The sequence below is a fragment of the Pseudomonas sp. BBP2017 genome (assembly GCF_003024385.1).
In the GTDB taxonomy this organism is placed as follows: domain Bacteria; phylum Pseudomonadota; class Gammaproteobacteria; order Pseudomonadales; family Pseudomonadaceae; genus Aquipseudomonas.
On the sequence record NZ_PVZN01000009.1, the window covers coordinates 26,414 to 48,991 of the forward strand.

At 62.6% G+C, this 22,578-nt stretch carries 20 protein-coding genes; 8 read left to right on the top strand and 12 right to left on the bottom strand.

Annotation, left to right across the window (positions count from 1 at the left end):
- Positions 1 to 67 precede the first annotated feature (67 nt).
- On the bottom strand, positions 68 to 1,909 hold the full coding sequence (gene ilvD, locus C6382_RS12995) for a dihydroxy-acid dehydratase (protein WP_107024847.1): 1,842 nt from the start codon (positions 1,907 to 1,909) through the stop codon (positions 68 to 70).
- A gap of 512 nt (positions 1,910 to 2,421) precedes the next feature.
- On the opposite strand from ilvD, the gene mgtE reads away from it, so the two are divergent.
- The gene (gene mgtE / locus C6382_RS13000; protein ID WP_107024848.1) at positions 2,422 to 3,480 is read left to right on the top strand and encodes a magnesium transporter; all 1,059 of its coding nucleotides are present in this window, start codon (positions 2,422 to 2,424) and stop codon (positions 3,478 to 3,480) included.
- A 45-nt stretch (positions 3,481 to 3,525) separates the two neighbouring features.
- Here the strand turns inward: mgtE and C6382_RS13005 are convergent, their stop codons facing one another.
- Positions 3,526 to 4,722, bottom strand: coding sequence for a class I SAM-dependent rRNA methyltransferase (locus C6382_RS13005; protein WP_107024849.1), 1,197 nt, complete (start codon positions 4,720 to 4,722; stop codon positions 3,526 to 3,528).
- 207 nt (positions 4,723 to 4,929) lie between these two features.
- On the opposite strand from C6382_RS13005, the gene C6382_RS13010 reads away from it, so the two are divergent.
- Positions 4,930 to 5,742, top strand: a complete 813-nt coding sequence (locus C6382_RS13010; RefSeq protein ID WP_178082774.1) for an HDOD domain-containing protein — start codon at positions 4,930 to 4,932, stop codon at positions 5,740 to 5,742.
- Between the two features lie 3 nt (positions 5,743 to 5,745).
- Positions 5,746 to 6,558: a bifunctional DNA-formamidopyrimidine glycosylase/DNA-(apurinic or apyrimidinic site) lyase gene (gene mutM, locus C6382_RS13015; protein WP_107024851.1), complete on the top strand. Its 813-nt coding sequence runs from the start codon at positions 5,746 to 5,748 to the stop codon at positions 6,556 to 6,558.
- Between the two features lie 6 nt (positions 6,559 to 6,564).
- On the opposite strand, the gene ggt is transcribed toward mutM, so the two are convergent.
- The 6 genes from ggt to C6382_RS13045 all read right to left on the bottom strand — a co-directional run bounded on the left by ggt (position 6,565) and on the right by C6382_RS13045 (position 12,819).
- A complete protein-coding gene (ggt, locus tag C6382_RS13020) occupies positions 6,565 to 8,253 on the bottom strand; it encodes a gamma-glutamyltransferase (protein WP_107024852.1) in 1,689 nt (562 codons plus the stop codon).
- Positions 8,253 to 8,504: a YfhL family 4Fe-4S dicluster ferredoxin gene (locus tag C6382_RS13025; RefSeq protein ID WP_010222176.1), complete on the bottom strand. Its 252-nt coding sequence runs from the start codon at positions 8,502 to 8,504 to the stop codon at positions 8,253 to 8,255. The genes ggt and C6382_RS13025 overlap by 1 nt, the downstream gene beginning before the upstream one ends.
- Before the next feature lie 108 nt (positions 8,505 to 8,612).
- Positions 8,613 to 9,092 (bottom strand): pantetheine-phosphate adenylyltransferase, encoded by a 480-nt coding sequence (gene coaD / locus C6382_RS13030; RefSeq protein ID WP_107024853.1) that lies wholly within the window; start codon positions 9,090 to 9,092, stop codon positions 8,613 to 8,615.
- Positions 9,093 to 9,204: 112 nt separating this feature from the next.
- Positions 9,205 to 10,803: a GMC family oxidoreductase gene (locus tag C6382_RS13035; RefSeq protein ID WP_107024854.1), complete on the bottom strand. Its 1,599-nt coding sequence runs from the start codon at positions 10,801 to 10,803 to the stop codon at positions 9,205 to 9,207.
- A gap of 28 nt (positions 10,804 to 10,831) precedes the next feature.
- Positions 10,832 to 11,365 carry a twin-arginine translocation pathway signal protein gene (locus C6382_RS13040; RefSeq protein ID WP_107024855.1) on the bottom strand — a complete coding sequence of 178 codons (534 nt, stop codon included), beginning with the start codon at positions 11,363 to 11,365 and terminating at the stop codon, positions 10,832 to 10,834.
- 20 nt (positions 11,366 to 11,385) lie between these two features.
- Positions 11,386 to 12,819, bottom strand: a complete 1,434-nt coding sequence (locus C6382_RS13045; RefSeq protein WP_107024856.1) for a coniferyl aldehyde dehydrogenase — start codon at positions 12,817 to 12,819, stop codon at positions 11,386 to 11,388.
- A 147-nt stretch (positions 12,820 to 12,966) separates the two neighbouring features.
- On the opposite strand from C6382_RS13045, the gene C6382_RS13050 reads away from it, so the two are divergent.
- Positions 12,967 to 13,632 carry a TetR/AcrR family transcriptional regulator gene (locus C6382_RS13050; RefSeq protein WP_107024857.1) on the top strand — a complete coding sequence of 222 codons (666 nt, stop codon included), beginning with the start codon at positions 12,967 to 12,969 and terminating at the stop codon, positions 13,630 to 13,632.
- A gap of 40 nt (positions 13,633 to 13,672) precedes the next feature.
- Entirely contained in the window at positions 13,673 to 14,527 is an 855-nt protein-coding gene (locus tag C6382_RS13055) for a sulfurtransferase (RefSeq protein WP_107024858.1), read from the top strand.
- Here the strand turns inward: C6382_RS13055 and C6382_RS13060 are convergent.
- The 4 genes from C6382_RS13060 to C6382_RS13075 all read right to left on the bottom strand — a co-directional run bounded on the left by C6382_RS13060 (position 14,514) and on the right by C6382_RS13075 (position 19,046).
- Complete coding sequence (locus tag C6382_RS13060; protein ID WP_107024859.1) at positions 14,514 to 15,533, bottom strand: hydrolase; 1,020 nt, start codon at positions 15,531 to 15,533, stop codon at positions 14,514 to 14,516. The two genes, C6382_RS13055 and C6382_RS13060, sit on opposite strands and share 14 nt — an antisense overlap.
- A gap of 72 nt (positions 15,534 to 15,605) precedes the next feature.
- Positions 15,606 to 16,199, bottom strand: coding sequence for a 16S rRNA (guanine(966)-N(2))-methyltransferase RsmD (gene rsmD, locus C6382_RS13065; RefSeq protein ID WP_107024860.1), 594 nt, complete (start codon positions 16,197 to 16,199; stop codon positions 15,606 to 15,608).
- Positions 16,199 to 17,698: a pitrilysin family protein gene (locus tag C6382_RS13070; RefSeq protein ID WP_107024861.1), complete on the bottom strand. Its 1,500-nt coding sequence runs from the start codon at positions 17,696 to 17,698 to the stop codon at positions 16,199 to 16,201. The genes rsmD and C6382_RS13070 overlap by 1 nt, the downstream gene beginning before the upstream one ends.
- Entirely contained in the window at positions 17,691 to 19,046 is a 1,356-nt protein-coding gene (locus tag C6382_RS13075) for a pitrilysin family protein (RefSeq protein WP_107024862.1), read from the bottom strand. Before C6382_RS13075 ends, C6382_RS13070 begins: the two co-directional genes overlap by 8 nt.
- Positions 19,047 to 19,276: 230 nt before the next feature.
- On the opposite strand from C6382_RS13075, the gene ftsY reads away from it, so the two are divergent.
- From ftsY to ftsX, 3 genes are read left to right on the top strand one after another with little or no spacing between them, the layout of a single operon-like run.
- On the top strand, positions 19,277 to 20,800 hold the full coding sequence (gene ftsY, locus C6382_RS13085; protein ID WP_107024863.1) for a signal recognition particle-docking protein FtsY: 1,524 nt from the start codon (positions 19,277 to 19,279) through the stop codon (positions 20,798 to 20,800).
- A complete protein-coding gene (gene ftsE / locus C6382_RS13090; RefSeq protein WP_038615591.1) occupies positions 20,797 to 21,468 on the top strand; it encodes a cell division ATP-binding protein FtsE in 672 nt (223 codons plus the stop codon). Before ftsY ends, ftsE begins: the two co-directional genes overlap by 4 nt.
- A complete protein-coding gene (gene ftsX, locus C6382_RS13095) occupies positions 21,465 to 22,493 on the top strand; it encodes a permease-like cell division protein FtsX (protein ID WP_107024864.1) in 1,029 nt (342 codons plus the stop codon). Before ftsE ends, ftsX begins: the two co-directional genes overlap by 4 nt.
- Positions 22,494 to 22,578 lie beyond the last annotated feature (85 nt).

Below are 22,578 nucleotides of genomic sequence, written 5' to 3' on the forward strand. Positions count from 1 at the left end.
TTGCCCCGCGATGCTGTTGAACAAAAAACCGGCGCACAAGGCGCCGGTTTTTTTGTACTGCGTCGACTTACAGCCCGTCGAGCAACGCCTTGTTGCGTACCGCGCCCTTGTCGGCGCTGGTGGCCAGCAGGGCGTAGGCTTTCAGTGCGGTGGTCACTTTACGTGGGCGTACTTCCACCGGCTTCCAGCCTTTCTTGTCCTGTTCGACACGACGTGCCGCCAACTCTTCATCGCTGACCAGCAAGTTGATCGAGCGGTTGGGGATGTCGATCAGCACCTTGTCGCCGTCCTGCACCAGGCCGATGGCGCCGCCGGCAGCCGCTTCAGGAGAAGCGTGGCCGATGGACAGGCCCGAAGTGCCGCCGGAGAAGCGACCGTCGGTGAGCAGGGCGCAAGCTTTGCCCAGGCCTTTGGATTTCAGGTAGGAGGTCGGATAGAGCATTTCCTGCATGCCCGGGCCGCCTTTCGGGCCTTCGTAGCGGATGATGACGATATCGCCTTCTTTCACTTCGTCGGCAAGGATGCCGCGCACGGCGCTGTCCTGGCTTTCGAATATTTTCGCGTTGCCTTCGAACACATGGATGGATTCATCGACACCCGCAGTCTTCACCACGCAACCGTCCAGGGCGATGTTGCCGTACAGCACGGCCAGGCCACCCTCTTGCGAGTAAGCGTGCTCGACACTGCGGATGCAGCCGTTTTCACGGTCGTCATCCAGGCTCGGCCAGCGGGTCGACTGACTGAACGCGGTCTGGGTCGGAATACCGGCCGGACCGGCCTTGAAGAAGTGGTGCACCGCTTCGTCGTCGGTCTGGGTGATGTCCCACTTGGCGATGGCTTCTTCCATGCTCGGGCTATGCACGGTCGGCAGGTCGGTGTGCAGCAGACCACCACGGGCCAGCGAACCGAGGATGCTAAAGATGCCGCCAGCGCGATGGACGTCTTCCATGTGGTACTTCTGGATGTTCGGCGCGACTTTGCACAGCTGTGGCACTTTGCGTGACAGACGATCGATATCGCGCAGGTCGAAGTCGATCTCGGCTTCCTGGGCGGCAGCCAGCAGGTGCAGGATGGTGTTGGTCGAACCGCCCATGGCGATGTCGAGCATCATGGCGTTCTCGAACGCCTTGAAGTTGGCAATATTACGCGGCAGGACGCTCTGGTCATTGTCGCCGTAGTAGCGCTTGCACAGCTCGACGATGGTGCGGCCGGCCTGCAGGAACAGCTGCTCGCGGTCGCTGTGGGTGGCCAGGGTCGAACCGTTGCCCGGCAAAGCCAGGCCCAGTGCTTCGGTCAGGCAGTTCATCGAGTTGGCGGTGAACATGCCGGAGCAGGAGCCGCAGGTCGGGCAGGCGCTGCGCTCGTATTCGGCGACTTTTTCGTCGGAAGCAGTCGAATCTGCGGCGATGACCATGGCATCGACCAGGTCCAGGCCATGGCTGGCCAGCTTGGTCTTGCCGGCTTCCATCGGCCCACCGGAAACGAAAATCACCGGAATGTTCAGGCGCAGGGCAGCCATGAGCATGCCGGGGGTGATCTTGTCGCAGTTGGAAATGCACACGATAGCGTCGGCGCAGTGGGCGTTGACCATGTACTCGACCGAGTCGGCGATGATCTCGCGGCTTGGCAGCGAATAGAGCATGCCATCGTGGCCCATGGCGATGCCATCGTCGACCGCGATGGTATTGAACTCCTTGGCCACGCCACCGGCGCGTTCGATTTCGCGGGCGACCAGTTGGCCCAGGTCCTTCAGGTGCACATGCCCCGGGACGAACTGGGTGAACGAGTTGGCGATGGCGATGATTGGCTTTTTAAAGTCCTCGTCTTTCATCCCGGTGGCACGCCACAAGGCGCGTGCGCCGGCCATATTGCGACCGTGGGTGGACGTTTTTGAGCGGTAATCAGGCATGAAGCACTCCTGGCGGCTAAGCAGGTAACAAAAAGGGGAGTGAGCTTCTCTTGTCCTTTGCACCGAAGGCAGGTGGCCGCTGGTACGGATGAAGCCGAGATCGCCGCGGGATCGCCGTGCGCTCGGCCAGAGCTCATAAACCCGCCGGGGATGACTGGCGATGAATAGCCCGATTCTACACCGCTGGCGCCGCGAAGGAATGGCGTTGTGGATAGTTGGTGGTGATCGGCGGCGATGTTGTTCCGCAATTGGTCTGTCAGATCCTCTGTAAGACTGTTCTGAAATGCCACTAAAACCCGGAAAAGCAGCTGTTTCCGCTCTCCGGACTGGCTATCATCCCCGCGCCGCATGTGCGGCTTACGAGACGACACCCTTAATGGACCTTCCCAGTTTCAGTTCATCGCGAACCTACATTCTGGCACTGAATGCAGTGGCGTCAGGGCTGCCCGTTAGCTGACCGATAGCCTTGTCGGTCGGCCTCCAGGCACCTGCACTGCTGCCTGGAGATCGATATGACCACAATCCACGAAGCAAACCTGGGCGGATTGGCCTTGCCACGCGAACAAGCCCAGGCTCGTCGCGACCACCTGCTGCAGGTCGGCTGCTACCCTACCGGTACCGCTGGGGCGCTGATGAGCAGCCATTACTCCTGCATCTGCAGCGGCCTGAGCGCAAGCCAGGCCATCGATATGCTGCGCCGCGAAGCCGCTGATGCCGAGACCATCTATCAGTCCTACGTGCTCGACGAGCAGGGCAACCTGCTTGGCACGCTGTCCCTGCGCGAGCTGATTCTTGCCACACCCGAGTTGCCGGTAGAGCAACTGATGGTGCGTCCGGTACTCAGTGTCAGCACTGCCACCTCTCAGGAAGAAGTGGCCAGACTGATCAGCGAACACGACCTGCTGGCCTTGCCTGTGCTGGACAGCGGCGGACGTCTGGTGGGCATCGTCACTTGTGACGATGCCATGGATGTGGTGGTCGAGGAGGCCACCGAGGACTTCCATAAAGGCGCGCTGATCGGTACCCATCTGGGCAACCTGAAGACTGCCACGGTGGGTTTGCTCTATCGCAAACGCGTGCTCTGGCTGGTGTTGCTGGTGTTCGGCAACCTGTTTTCCGGGGCGGGTATTGCCGCTTTCGAAGACACCATCGCCGCGCATATCGCCCTGGTGTTCTTCCTGCCGTTGCTGGTCGACAGTGGCGGCAATGCCGGGGCCCAGTCGGCGACGCTGATGGTCCGTGCCCTGGCTACCGGAGAGGTGGTCATGCGCGACTGGTTGAGCCTGCTCGGGCGGGAGTGTGGGGTGGCCTTGGCCCTGGGTAGCACCATGGCTGTTGCGGTGGCGTCGTTGGGGGTGTTGCGAGGCGGCCCGGATATTGCGCTGATCGTCGCCAGCAGCATGTTGGTGATTGTCTTGTTGGGCAGCTTGATCGGCATGAGCCTGCCGTTTCTGCTAAGCCGCATGAAGCTCGACCCGGCCACCGCCAGCGGGCCCTTGGTGACCTCGATTGCCGATGCCGCCGGAGTACTGGTGTACTTCGGGATTGCTTCGCAGGTGCTGGATATCTGAAAGCGAGAATCCCGGCCCTTGGCCGGGATTCATTCACTCTGCTACTTAGCCGTTAGGCAGCAACCGGCAGGTAATGCTCTTGATGTAACGGGTTTCCGGGATCGCCGGGTGGACCGGATGATCCGGGCCCTGGCCGCCGCGTTCGAGCAGCTGGATGTTGCGATCCAGATGACGAGCGCTGGTCAGCAGGATGTTCTGCAGGTCGTCCTCGGGCAAGTGCATCGAGCACGAGGCGCTGACCAGAATGCCGTCTTTGGTCAGCAGGCGCATGGCCTGTTCGTTCAGGCGGCGGTAAGCGCCTTCACCGTTTTTCAGGTCTTTCTTGCGCTTGATGAAGGCGGGCGGGTCGGCAACGATTACGTCGAAACGCTCTTCGGAGGCCTTGAGTTCCTTCAGTGCTTCGAACACGTCGCCTTCAATGCAGGTGAGTTTCTCGGCAATGCCATTGAGCGCGGCGTTGCGCTCCACGCCATCGAGGGCAAAGCCCGAGGCGTCGACGCAGAACACTTCGCTGGCACCGAAGGCGCCAGCCTGCACGCCCCAGCCACCGATGTAGCTGAACAAGTCGAGAACACGCTTGCCCTGAACGTACGGCGCCAGGCGCGCGCGGTTCATGCGGTGGTCGTAGAACCAGCCGGTCTTCTGGCCTTCCATTACCGGGGCTTCGAATTTGACGCCGTTCTCTTCCAGGGCAACCCACTCCGGCACCAGGCCGAATACGGTTTCGACGTAACGGTTCAGGCCTTCGGCGTCACGGGCGGCCGAGTCGTTCTTGAACAGGATGCCGCTTGGCTTGAGGACCTGCACCAGGGCGGCGATGACGTCGTCCTTGTGTTGTTCCATGGTGGCCGAGGCCAACTGAACGACCAGAATATCGCCGAAGCGATCGACGACCAGGCCTGGCAACAGGTCGGAGTCACCGTACACCAGGCGGTAGAACGGCTTGTCGAACAGACGCTCTCGCAACGACAGGGCAACGTTGATGCGGTGCACCAGCAGCGACTTGTCCAGCGCCAGCTTGGCGTCACGCGACAGCAGGCGGGCGCAGATCAGGTTGTTCGGGCTCATGGCGACGACGCCCAGGGCCTTGCCACCGGCGGTTTCCAGAATCGCCTGGTCACCGGCCTTGAAACCATGCAGCGGGGTCGCGGCGACGTCGATTTCGTTGCTGTAAACCCACAGGTGGCCGGCGCGCAGGCGGCGGTCGGCATTGGCTTTGAGACGAAGGCTGGGCAGGGACATGACGTCGCTCCGGGAAAAAAGAGCGGGAGTATAACCTGATGCCTGTGGCGCTGATGTGAATAGCGACAAATTGCAACAGAGCAGTGGCCTTTCGCTTCACCCCGGGCCGGTACGATCGGGTTAGAATCGCCGCTCAGCCCCGAGTGTGTACTTATGTCCCAGGAACTCTCCGCCGAACAGATCCAGCACGCCTTGCAAGGTATCAGCGTGCCGCCACAGCCGCAGATCATGGTCGATCTTCAGTTCGAGCAATACATGCCTGATCCCGACCTTGAGGTGATCGCCAAACTGATCGCCCAGGACCCGGGCCTGTCTGGCGCTTTGCTCAAGCTGGTCAATTCGCCGTATTACGGCCTGACCAACAAGATTGCCTCGATCCAGCGTGCGGTGAACCTGCTCGGCAGTCGTTCGATCATCAACCTGATCAACGCCCAGTCGATCAAGGGCGAGATGAGCGACGACACCATCGTTACCCTCAACCGCTTCTGGGACACCGCCCAGGATGTGGCCATGACCTGCCTGACCCTGGCCAAGCGTATCGGCTCACAGGCGGTTGACGAGGCCTATGCCCTGGGCCTGTTTCACGACTGCGGTGTGCCGCTGATGCTCAAGCGCTTCCCCGAGTACATGGACGTGCTCGAAGACGCCTACGCCAATGCGGGTGCCGACAAGCGGGTGGTCGACATCGAGAACCAGGTGTTCAACACCAACCACGCAGTGGTCGGTTACTACACCGCCAAGTCCTGGCGCCTGCCCGAGCACCTGAGCAATGCCATCGCCAACCACCACAATGCCCTGGCGGTGTTCAGCGATGATTCGGTGCGTAACAGCCAACTGAAGAACCTGCTGGCGATCCTCAAGATGGCCGAGCACATCTGCTCGTCGTACCGGGTGCTGGGCAACCAGAGCGTCGACCACGAGTGGAATGCCGTTGGGCACCTGGTGCTCGACTATGTGGGGCTTTCCGAGTACGACTTTGAGAACCTCAAGCAAACCATTCGCGAATTGGGCAGTCACTGATCCATGCCGGAACTACCAGAAGTCGAGACCACCCGGCGCGGTATCGCGCCTTACCTGGAAGGCCAGCGCGTCAACCGGGTGATCGTGCGCGACCGGCGCCTGCGCTGGCCAATCCCCGAAGACCTCGATGTTCGCCTGTCCGGGCAGCGTTTCGTCAAGGTCGAGCGCCGCGCCAAGTACCTGCTGCTCAATGCCGAGGTCGGGACGCTGATCAGTCACCTGGGGATGTCCGGCAATCTGCGTCTGGTCGAGATCGGCTTGCCAGCCGCCAAGCATGAACATGTGGATATCGAGCTGGAGTCGGGCCTGGCCTTGCGCTATACCGACCCGCGCCGCTTTGGCGCGATGCTCTGGAGCCTCGATCCGCTCAATCATGAGCTGCTGATCAAGCTTGGCCCTGAACCGTTGACCGACCTGTTCGATGGTGAGCGCTTGTTCCAGCTGTCGCGGGGCAAGGCCATGGCGGTCAAGCCGTTCATCATGGACAACGCGGTGGTGGTCGGCGTCGGCAACATCTATGCGACCGAGGCCCTGTTTGCTGCGGGCATCGATCCGCGCCGCGAGGCCGGGAGCATCTCACGGGCGCGTTATCTGAAGCTGGCGATCGAGATCAAGCGCATCCTCGCCTGCGCGATTGAGCGCGGTGGCACCACCTTGCGCGACTTTGTCGGCGGTGATGGCCAGCCGGGCTATTTCCAGCAGGAACTGTTCGTTTACGGACGCCGGGAAGAGCCCTGCAAGGTCTGCGGCAGTATCCTGCGCGAGGTCAAGCTCGGCCAGCGCGCCAGCGTGTTCTGCCCGCGCTGCCAGAAGTGAGGGGGCTCAGCGTGGGCTGAGCACTTCGGCGCTACCCACGCCACGCGGGTCGCTGGCGGCTTCCAGGGCTTGACTGGATTTATCCCAGTACAACACTTGTTGATTGCCGTAAGTACGGCCCAAATCCTTGAGCTGGTAGCCGCGGGCATTTAGCTCGCGCTGCTGTTCGGCGCTGAACGCGCCCGGTTCGTGCTCGACCACATCCGGCAGGTACTGGTGGTGATAACGCGGCACTGCGGGCCAGTTGGCGACCGGCTTGCCTTCGAGAAACCCAAGCATCGACAATAGCACCATGCTCGGAATCCGGCTGCCGCCGGGTGTGCCGAAGGCGGCGAACTGTGTTGGACTCTCGATGAAACTCGGGCTCATGCTCGACAGCGGCCGCTTGCCGGCAGCCACGGCATTGGCCTGGCTGGCGGCCAGGCCATAACTGTTGCTGCCGCGCGGGTCGGCAGCGAAGTCATCCATTTCGTTGTTCAACACCACGCCCGTACCGGGTGCGCTGAAGGCCGCACCGAATGGCAGGTTGACCGACAGCGTCGCGGCCACGGCGTTGCCTTCGGCGTCGATCACCGCGAAGTGGGTGGTGTGGTCGCCTTCACGCCAGGCTGGGGCGGGCGGCAGGCTGCTGCTTGGCGTGGCCTGATGCACGTCGATGCTGTCGGCAAGGCTGGTCAGGTAACTGCGCGCCAGCAGTTGCGGCATTGGGTTGGCGACGTAATCCGGATCGCCGAGCAGGCCGCGGTCGCGGTAGGCGCGGCGCAGTACTTCCAGCACGTAATGGCTACGTTGCACCGGCTCGGCACTCTGCCAGGGTAGACGCTGAAGCATCGCCAGGCTCTGGGCCAGGGCTACGCCACCGGCGGACGGCGGCGGGGCACTGATCAGTTCGCGCTGATCGGCCAGCTGGTAACGCAACGGTTCGCGTTTGGCCGTGCGGTAGTTGGCCAGGTCATCCAGGCTCCAGATACCGCCTGCGGCTTGTACGCCCTGAACCATGGCCTGGGCAGTCGGGCCGCTGTAGAAACCCTCGCGGCCCTGGTTGGCCAGGCGCTCAAGGGTCACGGCCAGTTCCGGTTGGCGAATCTGTGCGCCAAGGGCTGGCACTTCACCGTTGGTGAGGAACAGTCGGGCGCTTTCCGGGTCGTCGCGCAGGGCGCTCAAGCGCATCTTGGCCCGATCACGGTAAATGCGGTCGACGGCAAAACCGTGGTTGGCCAGGCGAATGGCCGGGGCCAGGGTGTTTTTCAGTGGCAGCTTGCCATAGTGTGCGGCAAGGTCCGCCAGCGCTGCCGGCAAACCTGGAATCGCTGCTGCCAGAGGGCCATTGATGGACAGGCCAGGCTGAACCTTGCCGTCCTTCAGGTACATGGCTTCGCTGGCTTTTCCTGGCGCGCGTTCGCGGGCGTCGATAAAAGCGTAGCGTGCCGGCGTGTCGCCCTCGCGCAGGAGGAAGAAGCCGCCGCCACCGAGCCCGGAACCATAAGGCTCGACGACCGCCAGCGCAGCGCTGACTGCAATTGCCGCATCGAAGGCATTACCGCCTTGTTCGAGGATTTCCCGCGCAGCAGCGCTGGCTTCAGCGTGCGGGCTGGCAATCGCCGCCCGCCCCGGGCCTTGTGCCAGGGCACTGGCCGTTCCCAGCGCCAGTGCGGCGCCAAGAACCAGAGGGGCGAGGCGGGCGACGAACGGCATCAGGCCTTGCCGGTGATTCGGCGGTATTTTTCCATCAACTGCTCTTCGGTCTCCGGATGGGCTTCATCCAGCGGGATGCAGTCAACCGGGCAGACCTGTTGGCACTGTGGCTCGTCATAGTGGCCGACGCACTGGGTGCACAGGTTCGGGTCGATCACGTAGATCTCTTCGCCCTGGGAAATAGCGGCGTTCGGGCACTCGGGTTCGCAGACGTCGCAATTGATGCAATCGTCGGTGATGATCAGGGACATGGGGACTCCGGCCCGGGCTCAGAACCCGGGCATTTGAAAACCAATGGACACAATTGTGCCGCATTAGCGCCCGCAGTGCACGCGGGCGCCGTGGTCAAATCACCGATGTCACTTTCTGAAGCGTTCGGTCAGGGCGTCGGCCACCACCGGATGGACGAATTTCGTGATGTCGCCACCCAGTGCCGCAATTTCCCGGACCAGGGTCGAGGAAATGAACGAATAACGCTCGGAAGGGGTGAGGAACAGGCTTTCGACGTCCGGTGCCAACTGGCGGTTCATGTTCGCCAGCTGGAACTCATACTCGAAGTCCGAGACGGCACGCAGGCCGCGCAGGAACACATTGGCCTGCTGCTCCTTGGCAAAGTGCGCGAGCAAGGATGAGAAGCCGATGACTTCGACATTGGGCAGGTGCTTGGTGACCTCACGAGCCAGTTCCACCCGTTGTTCCAACGGGAACAGCGGGTTTTTCTTGGGGCTGGCGGCGACCGCAATGATCACCTGGTCGAACAGCCGCGAGGCACGCTCGACCAAATCGCCATGGCCCTTGGTAATAGGGTCGAAAGTACCTGGGTACAACACTCGGTTCATCGCGTCGTCCTGGCAGGAGTGCGTTGGGGAGTCGGATGGTATCGCAGCAGTGGCAGTCGGCCAAGTCGCCTGCGCACGCTGAAGGCACTATAGACAGGGTGCCCATTTGTTGTCATCTCCCGGCAACCAGGCGTTCGATCAGGCCATCGGTGAGCCGCGCGCTGAGGCCGTACACCGACAATTGTGGGTTGGCGCCGATGCTGGTGGGGAACAGCGAACCGTCGTGGATCGACAGGTTGGCCAGCTGATGATGGCGTCCCAGACTGTCGCAGACGGCTTGGCGCGGGTCTTCGCCCATGGCGCAACCGCCCATGACGTGGGCGCTGCCCAGGCGCGTGCGAAACAGCTCAAGACTCAGGCCGTCGATCATCTGCCGGGCCTCGCCGAGGGTTTTCACGTAACGGCCTTCACTGTGCAACGGCAGCACCGCTTCGGCACCTGCAGCGAACTGGATTTCGGCCATGCTGTGAAAGGCGCGGCGTATACCGTCCCAGGCATAGGGCGAAACCGGGTAATCGAGCACTGGCGAGCCATCGCCGCGCAACTGGACGTCACCGCCGATGCTGTCCGGGTGGAAACCGTCACGCAGCAGCGCGAGCATCACGTGGGTGTTGGGCAGTTGTTCCATGCGCATGGCATTTTCAGTGCCGAAGCTGCCCAGCAGGGTGCTGGCCAGCGCCGGGTGCAGCGGCGGCACTTCGAGTTTGTAACCGATCGGCCCGCTGACGCCGTCGCGCCACTGAAAGTGGTCGGAGTAGATCGATTGCGGTGCGCCGTAGAACGGATTGACCTTGTCCTTGAACAGCCCGGCACTGAAGTTGACCAGGTGCAGAAACGTGCGCTTGCCCAGGCGCTCATGCGGGTCCGGCGCGTCCGAGCGCAGCAGCAGGGCCGGGCTGTTGATCCCACCCCCGGCGAGGATGTAGTGGCGCGCCTTGATCTGAATCTTGCGCCCGATCGGGTTCACGCAGCGCGCATCCATGGCCAGGCATTGCAGGCCGCTGATGCGCTCGCCATCGTGGATCAAGCGTTCAGCGCGGGCCAGGTAGAGCAACTCGCCGCCTTTTTCCAGGGTGGCGGGAATGCTGGTGACCAGCATCGATTGCTTGGCATTGACCGGGCAGCCCATACCGCAGTAACCCAGGTTCCAGCAGCCGCGCACGTTACGTGGAATGACCTCCCAACTGTAATCGAGGGCGGCGCAGCCGCGTTTGAGTACCTCATTGTTGGCATTCGGCGGCATGACCCAGGGGGCGATGCCCAGGCGCTGTTCCATGCGTTCGAACCAGGGGGCCAGTTCGACACTGCTCAGGCCTTTGACGCCGTGTTCGCTGGCCCAGTGCTGCAGGGTCGGCTCGGGGGTGCGAAAGCTTGAGGTCCAGTTGATCAAGGTGGTACCGCCCACCGCGCGGCCTTGAAGGATGGTGATGGCGCCATCCTTGCTCATGCGGCCGATGCCTTCTTGATAGAGGTTGGCGTAGGCCTGGTCTTCAAGCAGATGGAAGTCGCTGCTGGTCTTGAGCGGGCCTTCTTCGATCAGCAGCACCTTGAACCCGGCAGCGCTGAGCAGTTCGGCGCTGGTGGCACCCCCGGCGCCGCTGCCGATGATGGCGATATCGGTTTCCAGGCTCAGGTCGTGGTCCAGGCGCGAGGCGTCACGGGCTTTCCAGCCACGGTCAAGGCCTTCGCGAAACAGGTCGGGTACGGGCATCTTCAGCCTCTTGTCGTTATAAGTTGAGTCAGACCTTGGGCGGCCCAGGGTAGCCACAGTGCGCCCAGGACTCAGGCAGCTCGTACCAGGCCATCTGCAACAGTTGCAGCAGCGAGGCATGGCCCATGCGCAACAGATTCAGCGAACTGTTCTCCCAGCGCTGCAAAAAGGCCTGGATGTGCTCGATGCTTGCGTTTTCCCAGCTGCCCCAGATGCCGGTCAGCGGCCCTCGGGTCACCGGCAGGGCGAGTACGTCGAACAGTTGCAGAGTCAGTTTGAGCATGGCCGGGGACAAGCTGGCGAGCTTGTTGTCCAGCTGTTGCAGCATGGCTTCAAGGTGTTCGGCGGCTGTTGTACCAGCCAGGATTACCGGGATCAGTGTGCGCAGAATCGGCAGATCGCTCTGGCGCAGGCTGATGAAGCCGCTGGCCGGCGATTGCGCCGAGCACCCGGTGAGGCTGGCGCCCAACCCGGCGCTGGCCAGAAAGGCGCTGGCGCCGAGGCTGAACTTGAGCAACCCGCGGCGGCTCAAGGCGGGTGTAGCAGGCAGACTTGTAGTCATTGTTGTGCCTGGTTGTGGTGTTAGCGGATGAAGAGTTTGTACACCAGCTTGCTCAAGGCCTTGCCATAGGGGGGGTAGATCAACCGTGCGGCGTTGAAGCGCTGCTTGGCGAACACCGCCTTGGCCTTGCTGAAGGTCAAAAAGCCCTCGTGGCCGTGGTAGTGGCCCATGCCTGAGGGGCCGACGCCACCAAAAGGCAGATCGTCCTGGGCCACGTGCAGCAAGGTGTCGTTGAGGCAGACGCCACCGGAGTGGGTCTGTTCCAGAACCTTCTGCTGCTCGGCCCGGTCGTAGCCAAAGTAGTAAAGCGCCAGGGGGCGAGGGCGCTGGTTAACGTATGAAAGTGCCTGATCAAGGCTGTCGTAGGGCACCAGCGGCAGCAGCGGGCCGAAGATCTCGTCCTGCATCACACGCATCTGGTCACTGACCTGCAGTAGCAGGTGAGGTGGCAAGCGCCGGCCTTGTCGCGGTTCTTGCGGGTAAAGGTCAATGATCTTCGCGCCCTTGTCGCTGGCGTCGCTCAGGTAGCTTTCCAGGCGCGCCAGGTGACGTGGGTTGATGATCGCGCTGTAGTCCGGGTTGTCTGCCACAGTCGGGTAGAAGCGATGAACGACGCTGCGGTAGGCCGTGGCGAAGTCATCCAGGCGTTCGCGTGGCACCAGCACGTAGTCTGGCGCTACGCAGGTCTGTCCGGCATTGAGGGTCTTGCCGAAGGCAATGCGTTCGGCAGCGTCGGCCAGGGGCACGGTGGTCGAGACGATGGCTGGCGATTTACCGCCCAGCTCCAGCGTTACCGGGGTCAGATTCTGCGCTGCTGCCAGCATCACATGGCGGCCGACACTGGTAGCACCAGTGAACAGCAGGTGATCGAAGGGCAGGCGCGAGAAGGCTTCGCCGACATCTGCGTCGCCCAGCGCCACACTGACCAGGTCTTCGGGGAATGCCGTTCGCAGCAATTGCTTGAGCAGCAGACCGGTCGCTGGTGTGGCTTCGCTGAGCTTGAGCATGACCCGGTTGCCAGCGGCCAGGGCGCCGGTCAAAGGGCCGATGGCCAGAAACAGCGGGTAGTTCCACGGCACGATGATCCCGACCACGCCCAGTGGCTGATACAGCACCTTGGCGCTGGCCGGCTGGAAGGCCAGGCCGACCTTGCGCGGTGAGGCCTTCATCCACTGTTTGAGATGGCGTTCGGCGTGGTGCAGGCCCTGGATGCTTGGCATCAGTTCGGCCAGGCGGGTTTCGTCGGCACTGCGGCCACTGAAGTCTTCGCTGATGGCTGCAATCAGTGCGTCCTGATGGGCGAGCACTAGTTGGCGCAGGCTTTTCAGCCATTGCCGGCGTTGGGCCAACGCCGGCATGGGATTGCCCGCAAACGCCTGACGCTGGGCGTTGAACTGGGCGGCAAGATCATCAACGGCAGTCACAGGTAAAGGACGAGCAGCATCGGCAGTCATGCGAAACTCCACGGCATTGTTTTTCTAGAGCTTATACTCTAGCCGGAGTGTTTTGCGATCCTTTTTTAACCACAGGCAGGTACATCCACATTCGGATAAACCGTAAGATGGACCTATTCAATCAAAGCTCGGCCTTTGGAGCTGATCATGGCCCCGCGTATCAAGACCCGCGAACGCATCGTGCAGAACAGCCTGGAGCTGTTCAACCAGCAGGGCGAGCGCAGTGTCAGCACCAACCACATCGCCGCCCATATGGAGATTTCCCCGGGCAACCTGTACTACCACTTCGCTAACAAGCAGGAAATCATCGCTGTGCTCTTCACCCAGTATGAAGAGCAGGTCGAAAGCTTCCTGCGCCCGCCGCAAGGGCGGCCTTCGACCGTCGAAGACAAGCGCTTCTACCTCAAGGAGCTGCTGGCGGCGATGTGGGACTACCGCTTTTTGCATCGCGACCTTGAACACCTGCTCGACAGTGACAAGGAGCTGGCGGCGCGTTACCGGCGTTTTTCCCAGCGTTGCCTGATCCAGGGCCAGGCCATCTACCGTGGATTTGTCGACGCCGGGATCGTGCAGATGGATGCCGTGCAGATCGAGTCGCTGACCCTCAACGCCTGGATCGTGCTGACCTCCTGGGTACGTTTCCTATGTACCACCCGGGAGAATTCGGCGCACTTGAGTGAGGATGCCTTCAAGCGCGGTATCTATCAGGTGCTGGTCCTTGAACTCGGTTTTGTTACCGCTCAGGCCCGCCCGGCGGTGGATGCCCTGTGCCAGGAATTTTACGTTTCGCTCAACCAGGCACTGGAGCAATAAGCGTCCAGGCCCTATCCGTTCAATCGTTCAGGAGACTGTCATGCCCCTCGCGCAACTGATCACCGCCCAGCAATTGGCCGAACGCCTGGAGGCGCCGGCGCTGGTGATACTTGATTGCCGCTTTGCTCTGGAAGACATCGATTATGGCCAGCGCAGCTACGCCGAGGGGCATATTGCCGGTGCGCATTTCACCGACCTTGAGCGTGACCTCAGCGGCCCAGTCATCAAGGGCGTGACCGGTCGCCATCCCTTGCCGGACCCGCAACACCTGGTCGAGCGACTGCGTGCCTGGGGGATCGATAACGACAGTGAGATCGTACTCTATGACGATGGCCCTGGTGCTTTCGCCGCCCGTGCCTGGTGGCTACTGGTCTGGCTTGGCAAGCGAAGCGGTGTGTCGATTCTGGATGGCGGCCTGAAGGCCTGGCACGCGGCAGGGTTGCCGTTGAGTCTCGACGCCCCGGCCAAACGAGAAGGCACCTTCAGTGGCGAGCCAGATGATGCACTGGTGCTTGATGCCAAACAGTTGGCTGAGCGTCTGGGGCAGCCTGATCTGACTCTTATCGACGCCCGCGGCCTGCCACGTTTTCGCGGCGAGGTTGAGCCGATCGATCCGGTGGCCGGGCATATTCCGGGGGCGCAGTGTGCGGCCTTTACCGACAACCTGGGCGCTGACGGGCGGTTTTTGTCCGCAGGTCAGCTCAAGAAGCGCTTTGCCGAGACGTTGGGCACGCGTGCGCCGGAGCAGTTGGTGGCTTATTGCGGGTCCGGGGTGACCGCATGCCATAACCTGTTTGCCTTGGCGCTGGCCGGATATCCGCTGGGCAAGCTGTATGCAGGGTCGTGGAGCGAGTGGATCACCGATCCTGCGCGGCAGGTGGCTACGGGGGATTAAGGGCATCGCCGGGCAAACCCGCTCCCAGCCACTGTGGTATCCGCCTCTCCAGGTAATACCCCGGATTGCGCAGGCTGCCCTCGACAAAACCGACATGACCACCACGGGTGTGCAGCTCGAAGGTGGTCTGCTTGGGTAGTTCTCTGGCCGACGGTAAGCTATGGCTGAATACGAACGGGTCGTCGCTGGAGTGAATGATCAGCGTCGGTGTGCGGTTTTCGCCAAGAAAATAGCGGCTCGAGGCGCGGCGATAATAGTCCTGGGCATCGGCAAAACCATTGAGCGGCGCGGTAACCCGGCCATCGAAATCCCAAAATGTGCGCAGATTCTCCAGCGACCCGAGACGCTCCAGCGCCGCCAGGCCCTCATGGTGGCCGTGGCGCTGGAAGTGCCGTTGTTTGTCTTTCACGTAGGCCAGCATGGCGCGCATGAAGTGCGCCTGGTAGATCTTGGAAAAGCCTAGGCCAATACGGTCAGCGCAGTGATCCAGGCGAAACGGTACGGATACCGCCACTGCGGCCTGCAACTGGCTGGCCGAACCCACTTCACCCAGATGCTTGAGCAGCACATTGCCGCCCAGCGAGTAGCCAACGGCATACAGCGGCGCCTGCGGACGGCTGGCCCGCAGGTGGCTGATGGCTTCGGCGAGGTCTTCACTGGCGCCTGAGTGGTAGCTGCGCGCGAGCAGGTTGGGCTCGCCGGAACAACCGCGCCAATTCACCGCCACGCTAGCCCATCCGCGGCCGGCCAGCGCGTGCTGCAATCCGACGACATAAGGCGAGTGGGATGACCCGGTCAAGCCATGCAGTACCAGCACCAGCGGTGCGCTAGCTACGTGCGGGCCATGCCAGTCAAGATCGAGGAAATCGCCGTCGGCCAGCCACAGCCGCTCGCGTTGACGGGGCAGTTCGGTCGACTTTCGCCACAGTGGTCCCCACAGCGTTTGGATATGCGGGTTGCCCAGCCCCAGGGCAGGTTTAAAGGAGCTGGGGGGGACAGAAGACATCGGAGGTATCTCTTGAAAAAAGCGCAACGGTTGCTATGCAGTGTAATGCCCGTTGCGCTGTTGTGCTGTGAATCAGCCGCGCTGCCAGAGCGCGTAATACACCTGTCCGGCTTTTTTCTCTCGGTGCAAGCGCCAATTGCCGGGCAGCTGCAGGCTTGAGGGCGGGGTTTCGCTTTCGGTGTAGATCCAGGCGTTGGCCGCCAGCCACTGGCGTTCTTCGAGCAGGGCGCAGGTAGTGGGCAGCAGGTCCTGGTGAAACGGCGGGTCGAGGAACACCAGGTCGAAGGTGAACTTCGGTTCACCCTGCAAGTAACGTTGGGCGTCGCTCTGGAACAACTGGCCACGCGGGCAGCGCAACAGTTCCAGGTTTTGCCGCAGGCTGGCGATGGCCGCCGGGTTGCTGTCCAGTGCGACTGCCTCGGCGGCGCCGCGAGACAACGCTTCCAGATACAGGGCGCCGCTGCCGGCAAAGGCATCCAGTACCTTGGCCCCTTCGATATGGGGGGCAAGCCAGTTGAACAGGGTTTCGCGCACCCGGTCCGGGGTGGGGCGCAGGCCTGGTGCGTCAGGGAAGCTCAGGCGGCGGCTGCGCCATTCGCCGGCAATGATGCGCAGTTGGCCTTGGCCGTTGTGTGGCTTGGCCGATTTTGCGGATGGACTGGCCATTAATGCTCCGGTACACCAAGCGGCTGCTCGGCGGGTTTGTCAGTGGGTGGCGGCAGAGGTTTCTGCGGCACGCTCGGACCTGCGGTGACGATGACCATCTTGTCGGCGGCGAGGTGTTTGTTCAGGGCGGCCTTGACTTGTTCGATGGTCAGCGCCTGGGATTGTTGCATGTAGTCTTCCAGCCAGGTCAGTGGCAGGTCGTAGAAGCCGATGGCGCCCAACTGGCCGACGATGCTCGCATTGCTGGCGTTGGACAGCGGGAAACTGCCGGCCAGTTCACGCTTGGCATCATCCAGTTCCTGCTGGCTCGGACCGCTCTTGAGGTAGTCGGCGAGGATGTCCTGGACCAGCTTGAGGGTGCCTTCGCTGAGCTCGGCACGGGTCTGCAGGTTGATCATGAACGGGCCACGCACCTGCATCGGGCTGAAGGCCGAGTAGACGCCGTAGGTCAGGCCGCGTTTCTCGCGCACTTCACTCATCAGGCGGGTGCCAAAGGTACCGCCACCGAGAATCTGATTACCCAGCGACAGCGCCGCGTAGTCCGGGTCGTTGCGGTCGATACCCAGCTGGGCCAGCATCAGGTGGGTCTGCTTGGACGGGAAGTCGATGTGTGTGGTGCCCGGCTTTGGTTCCCGGGGCTGAGCCACTTTGGCCAGCCCCGGGCCTTTGGGTAGGGCGGCCGAGACCTGGGCGGCTATGGCTTCGGCTTCACTACGGCTGAGGTCGCCGACCAAGGCAATGACGGCATTGCCAGCGGCATAGGCCTTGGCGTGGAAGGCGCGCAGTTGCTCCAGGGCGATCGGCGGGATGCTCTTGGCAGTGCCATCGCTTGGGTGGGCATATGGGTGCTTGCCGTAGAGGTGCTCGAACAGCGCGATACCGGCCAGCTTGCCCGGATTCTGCTTTTGGTACTCGAAGCCGGCCTGCATCTGGTTCTTGATGCGCTCAAGGGCGCTTTGCGGGAAGGTCGGCTTGCCCACCACTTCAGCGAACAGCTTGAGCGCCGGTTCACGCTTGTCGGCAGCACTCAAGCTGCGCAGGGTGGCTACGGCCATGTCGCGGTAGGCGCCATTGCCAAAGTCTGCACCCAGGCCTTCAAAGCCTTCGGCGATGGCAGTGACGTCCTTGCCGGCCACGCCTTCATTGAGCATGGCGTTGGTCAGCGTTGCCAGGCCGGGGGCGTCGCCGTCCTGGCTGCTGCCGGCGGCAAAGGTCAGGCGCAGGTCGAACATCGGCAGCTCGCGGGCTTCGACGAACAACACTCGGGCGCCTTCGGTGGTGTTCCAGGTCTGGATATTCAGTTGCCGGCGGCTGGGCGCCTTGCCGTCCAGCTCAGCCAGGGTCTGCAGGGTGTTGGCCGGCTTGGCCGCAGTGCTGGCGGCAGGCTGGGCGGCATTGTCCGATTGCACGGGTTTGGCCAGAAAGAATGCCAAGCCGCCCACCAGGGCCAGGATGCCGAGGCCGATCAGGGTGTAGCGGGGTGCGCTGCGATCACTCATGAGCGGTCTCCTCGGGCAGTACGTGGGCAACGCTCAGGCGTTCGCGGGTGAAATAGGTGCGCGCAGCGTTCTGGATGTCGGCCGGGGTCACGCTTTTCAGCTCGTCGAGTTCGCTGTCGATCAGTTTCCACGACAGGCCGACGGTTTCCAGCATGCCGATGGCCGTGGCCTGGCTGCTGATGGAGTCGCGGTCGTAGACCAGGCCGGCGATCACCTGGGCGCGTACGCGCTCCAGCTCTTCAGCCGAAGGTGGGGTGGTCTTGAGTTCGTCGAGCAGCTTCCAGATGCCGCTTTCAACCTCGGCCAGGGTCTTGTGCTTTTGCAGGTTCGGCGTGGCCGAGATCAGGAACAGGCTGTCGCCGCGGGTGAACGGGTTGTAGTTGGACGAGGCCCCGGAGACCAGCTCTTGGCCGCGCTCCAGCTGGCTTGGCAGGCGGGCGCTATAGCCACCGTCGAGCAGTGCCGCGATCAGGCGCAGGGTGTGCACGGTGCGCGGGTCCTTGGCGGTGGCCAGGCCCGGGACGTTGAAACCGTAGATCAGGCTCGGCAACTGGGTGCGCACATGCAAGGTGGTTTCCCGCAGGCCCGGCTCCGCCAGTTCCAGCGGCAGCTTGACCGGTGGCAGGGCGCGCTTGGGGATGGTGCCAAAAAAACGCTGGGCCAGGCCCTTGACCTCATCAACGGTAACGTCACCGACCACCACCAGGGTGGCGTTGTTCGGGGTGTACCAGGATTGGTACCAGTGGCGCAGCTCTTCGACCTTCATGCGGTTCAGGTCAGCCATCCAGCCGATGGTCGGGGTGCGGTAGCTGCTGGCCGGAAAGGCCATGGCGCTGAACAGCTCGAACGCCTTGGCGTTGGGCTGGTCGTCGGTGCGCAGACGGCGCTCTTCCTTGATCACCTCGATTTCGCGGCTGAATTCGTCGGCTGGCAGGCGCAGGCTGTTCATGCGGTCAGCCTCCAGTTCCAGGGCCACCGGCAGGCGGTCGCGGGCCAGAACCTGGTAGTAAGCGGTGTAGTCGTCGCTGGTGAAGGCGTTCTCTTCGGCCCCCAGGTCGCGCAGGATGCGCGAAGCTTCGCCGGGGCCGAGTTTCTCGCTGCCCTTGAACATCATGTGTTCCAGCGCGTGGGACAGACCGGTCTGGCCCGGGGACTCATAGGTGGAACCGACCTTGTACCAGATCTGCGAGACCACCACCGGCGCACGGTGGTCCTCGCGCACGACCACTTTCAGGCCGTTGTCGAGAATGAACTCGTGGGTGGGTTGCGGATCGGCGGCAAAGGCGGCGAACGGCAGACAAACTGTGCTGAGCAACAGGCCAGCGGCGCGGCGGGCTAGAGCATTCATACGTTGTTTAACCTGTAGGACTGCCCGCGTGGTCTTAGCGTCAGCGGGCTAGGAGGTGCTAGGATACTGATCCGGTTGCCTGACGACCATGCCTGTCGCGGATCTGACCCGCAGGCTTGATGACAAAATGCTGCGCATGAACGAGCCGGAATAAAAGTAGTCTGTTCTGCGTTAAAAGAATTTTCGAGGCGCCGCAGTGGCGCATCGCTACCCTGAGATAGCCGTCTTCCATGTTTGGTTCCAACGACGACAAAAAGACGCCGGCCGCGGCTGGTGAAAAGAAAGGCCTGTTCGGCTGGCTGCGCAAAAAGCCCCAGCCCCCTGTTGCCGAACAGCCACAAGCCCCTGCACCGGTTGAGCCAGAGCAGCCTGCGGCGCTGACCAGCGACGTGCCGGCCGCCGCAGCGCCAATCGATGGTGCCCTCGCGCCTGTACCAGCACCTGCCGTTGCGCCAGAGCCTGCTGTCGTCGCGCCAGCGGTGGTTGCAGTTGAGGCACCACCCGCGCCGTCCGTCGGTTTGGTCCTGCCGGTGCCTGAAGAGCCGGTTGCCCTGGTGGCTGACCTTGAGCCGCACACCCCGCCGCCGATTCCGGAACGTCCGGCACCGGTCGCTGCGCCTGTGGTGGAGCCTGCGCCGGTCGTTGTCCAGCCTGAACCGGTTGCAGCGCCAGTCATTGAGCCTGAGCCTGCTCCAGTGGCTCCAGTGGCTCCAGTGGCTCCAGTGGCTCCAGTGGCTCCAGTGGCCACCGCTGCACCCGTTACGCCTGTCGTAGAGCCCACGCCTGTCGAAGCGCCTGCCCCGGCCCGTAGTGAAGAGAACAAGGCAGGCTTCTTCGCCCGTCTCAAACAGGGCTTGTCGAAGACCAGCGCCAGCATCGGCGAGGGCATGGCCAGCCTGTTCCTGGGCAAGAAAGCCATCGATGACGACCTGCTCGACGAGATCGAGACCCGTCTGCTGACAGCAGACGTTGGCGTCGAAGCCACCTCGGTGATCGTCCAGAGCCTGACCCAGAAGGTCGCACGCAAGCAGTTGGCCGACAGCGATGCGCTGTACAAATCCCTGCAAGGCGAACTGGCCGACCTGCTCAAACCGGTCGAGCAGCCACTGCGCATCCAGTCCCACTCCAAGCCTTTTGTGATCCTGGTGGTTGGCGTCAACGGTGCCGGCAAAACCACGACCATCGGCAAACTGGCGAAAAAGCTGCAGCTGGAAGGCAAGAAAGTCATGCTCGCCGCCGGTGACACCTTCCGTGCCGCCGCCGTCGAGCAGTTGCAGGTCTGGGGCGAGCGCAACCAGATTCCGGTTATCGCCCAGCACACCGGCGCCGACTCCGCTTCGGTAATCTTCGATGCCGTCCAGGCCGCCAAGGCGCGCGGCATCGATGTGCTGATCGCCGATACCGCCGGTCGCCTGCACACCAAAGACAACCTGATGGAAGAGTTGAAGAAGGTCCGTCGGGTGATCGGCAAGCTCGATGCCGACGCGCCGCATGAGGTCCTGCTGGTGCTGGACGCCGGTACCGGACAGAACGCGATCAACCAGGCCAAGCACTTCAACCAGAGTGTTGAACTCACGGGCCTGGCCCTGACCAAACTCGATGGCACCGCCAAGGGTGGGGTGATCTTCGCCCTGGCCAAGCAGTTCGGCTTGCCAATCCGCTATATTGGCGTGGGCGAAGGCATCGACGATCTGCGCACCTTTGAAGCCGAGCCCTTCGTCAAAGCACTGTTTGCCGAGCGGGAGCATCCATGATTCGATTCGAACAGGTCGCCAAGCGCTACCCCAATGGTCACGTAGGCCTGCATGAGTTGAGTTTTCGGGTGCGTCGGGGCGAATTTCTGTTCGTCACCGGCCATTCTGGCGCCGGCAAAAGCACTTTGCTGCGCCTGCTGCTGGCCATGGAGCGACCGACCAGTGGCAAGCTGCTGCTGGCCGGGCAGGATCTAGGGCAGATCAGCAACGCGCAGATTCCGTTCCTGCGTCGGCAGATCGGCGTGGTGTTCCAGAATCATCAACTGCTGTTCGACCGTACTGTATTCAACAACGTTGCGCTGCCGCTGCAGATCCTTGGCTTGTCCAAGGCCGAGGTGGCCAAGCGCGTCGACTCGGCGCTTGAGCGTGTAGCCCTGTCGGACAAGGCCGAACTGTTTCCCGGCGACCTGTCCACCGGCCAGCAACAACGGGTCGGTATTGCCCGCGCTATCGTGCACCGTCCGGCCTTGCTGCTGGCGGATGAGCCCACCGGTAACCTCGACCCGCGCCTGGCCGCGGAGATCATGGGTGTATTCGAAGACATCAACCGCCTGGGCACCAGTGTGCTGATTGCCAGTCACGACCTGGCACTGATCGCGCGTATGCGCCATCGCATGCTGACCCTGCAGCGCGGCCGCTTGATCGGCGACGGGGAGGCCGGGCAATGAGTGCGACACGCAGTCCAAAGGTTTCCGAACGGGTCGCGCCGAAGGCCGCCGACCCAGCACCTGAAAAGAACAAACGCAACAGCCATGACGACGATGGTCCGGATTTCCGCACCCTGTTGCATGCCTGGCTGGAAAGCCACCGCTCCAGCCTGCTCGACAGCTTGCGGCGCCTGGCCAAGCAGCCGATCGGCAGCTTTTTCACCTGCCTGGTGATGGCAGTGGCCCTGAGTCTGCCCATGGGCCTGTCGTTGCTGCTCGGCAACGTCGAGCGTCTGGGTGGGTCGTGGCAGCGTGCGGCGCAGATTTCCCTGTACCTCAAGCTCGACGCCAGCAGCCGCGACGGCGAAGCCCTGCGTGAGCAGATCAAGGGCTTGCCGGGCGTGGCCGAGGCCGAGTACGTCAGCCGTGAGAAGGCCCTGGAAGAATTCCAGCAGCAGTCCGGGCTGGGTGATGCGCTGCGCGAGCTGCCGGAAAACCCGCTGCCCGGCGTGGTCGTGGTGACTCCGGCGGAAGTCGACAAACCCGCCCTCGAAGCCTTGCGCCAGCGCCTTGCGGAACTGCCCAAGGTGGATGCGGCGCAGCTGGACCTGGTTTGGGTCGAGCGTCTGGCCGCGATCCTCAAACTGGGTGATCGCTTTGTCTTCGGTCTGACGGTTTTGCTGGTTTCGGCGCTGCTTTTGGTAATTGGTAACACAATTCGCCTGCACATCGAGAACCGCCGTACCGAGATCGAAGTGATCAAGCTGGTAGGCGGTACCGACAGCTATGTGCGCCGGCCTTTCCTGTACATGGGCGCCTTGTACGGCCTGGGTGCGGGGGTGTTGGCCTGGGGCGTGCTGGCATTCGGCCTGAACTGGCTGAATGACGCGGTAGTCGGGCTTTCCGGGCTATATGGCAGTGATTTCGCCTTGGCCGGAGTTCCGCCTGCCGATGGTCTGTCGCTCTTGCTTGGTGCGGTACTGTTAGGGTATATCGGTGCTTGGATTGCGGTCGCCCGCCACCTGAGCGAGCTTGCACCGCGATAATGTCTTTTTGCTGCTATTGACTCTTTTTATTTTCAGGGAACTTGTTTCGCGGTTCCCGGTCAATGTTGGCAGTGCCTGCGGGCAC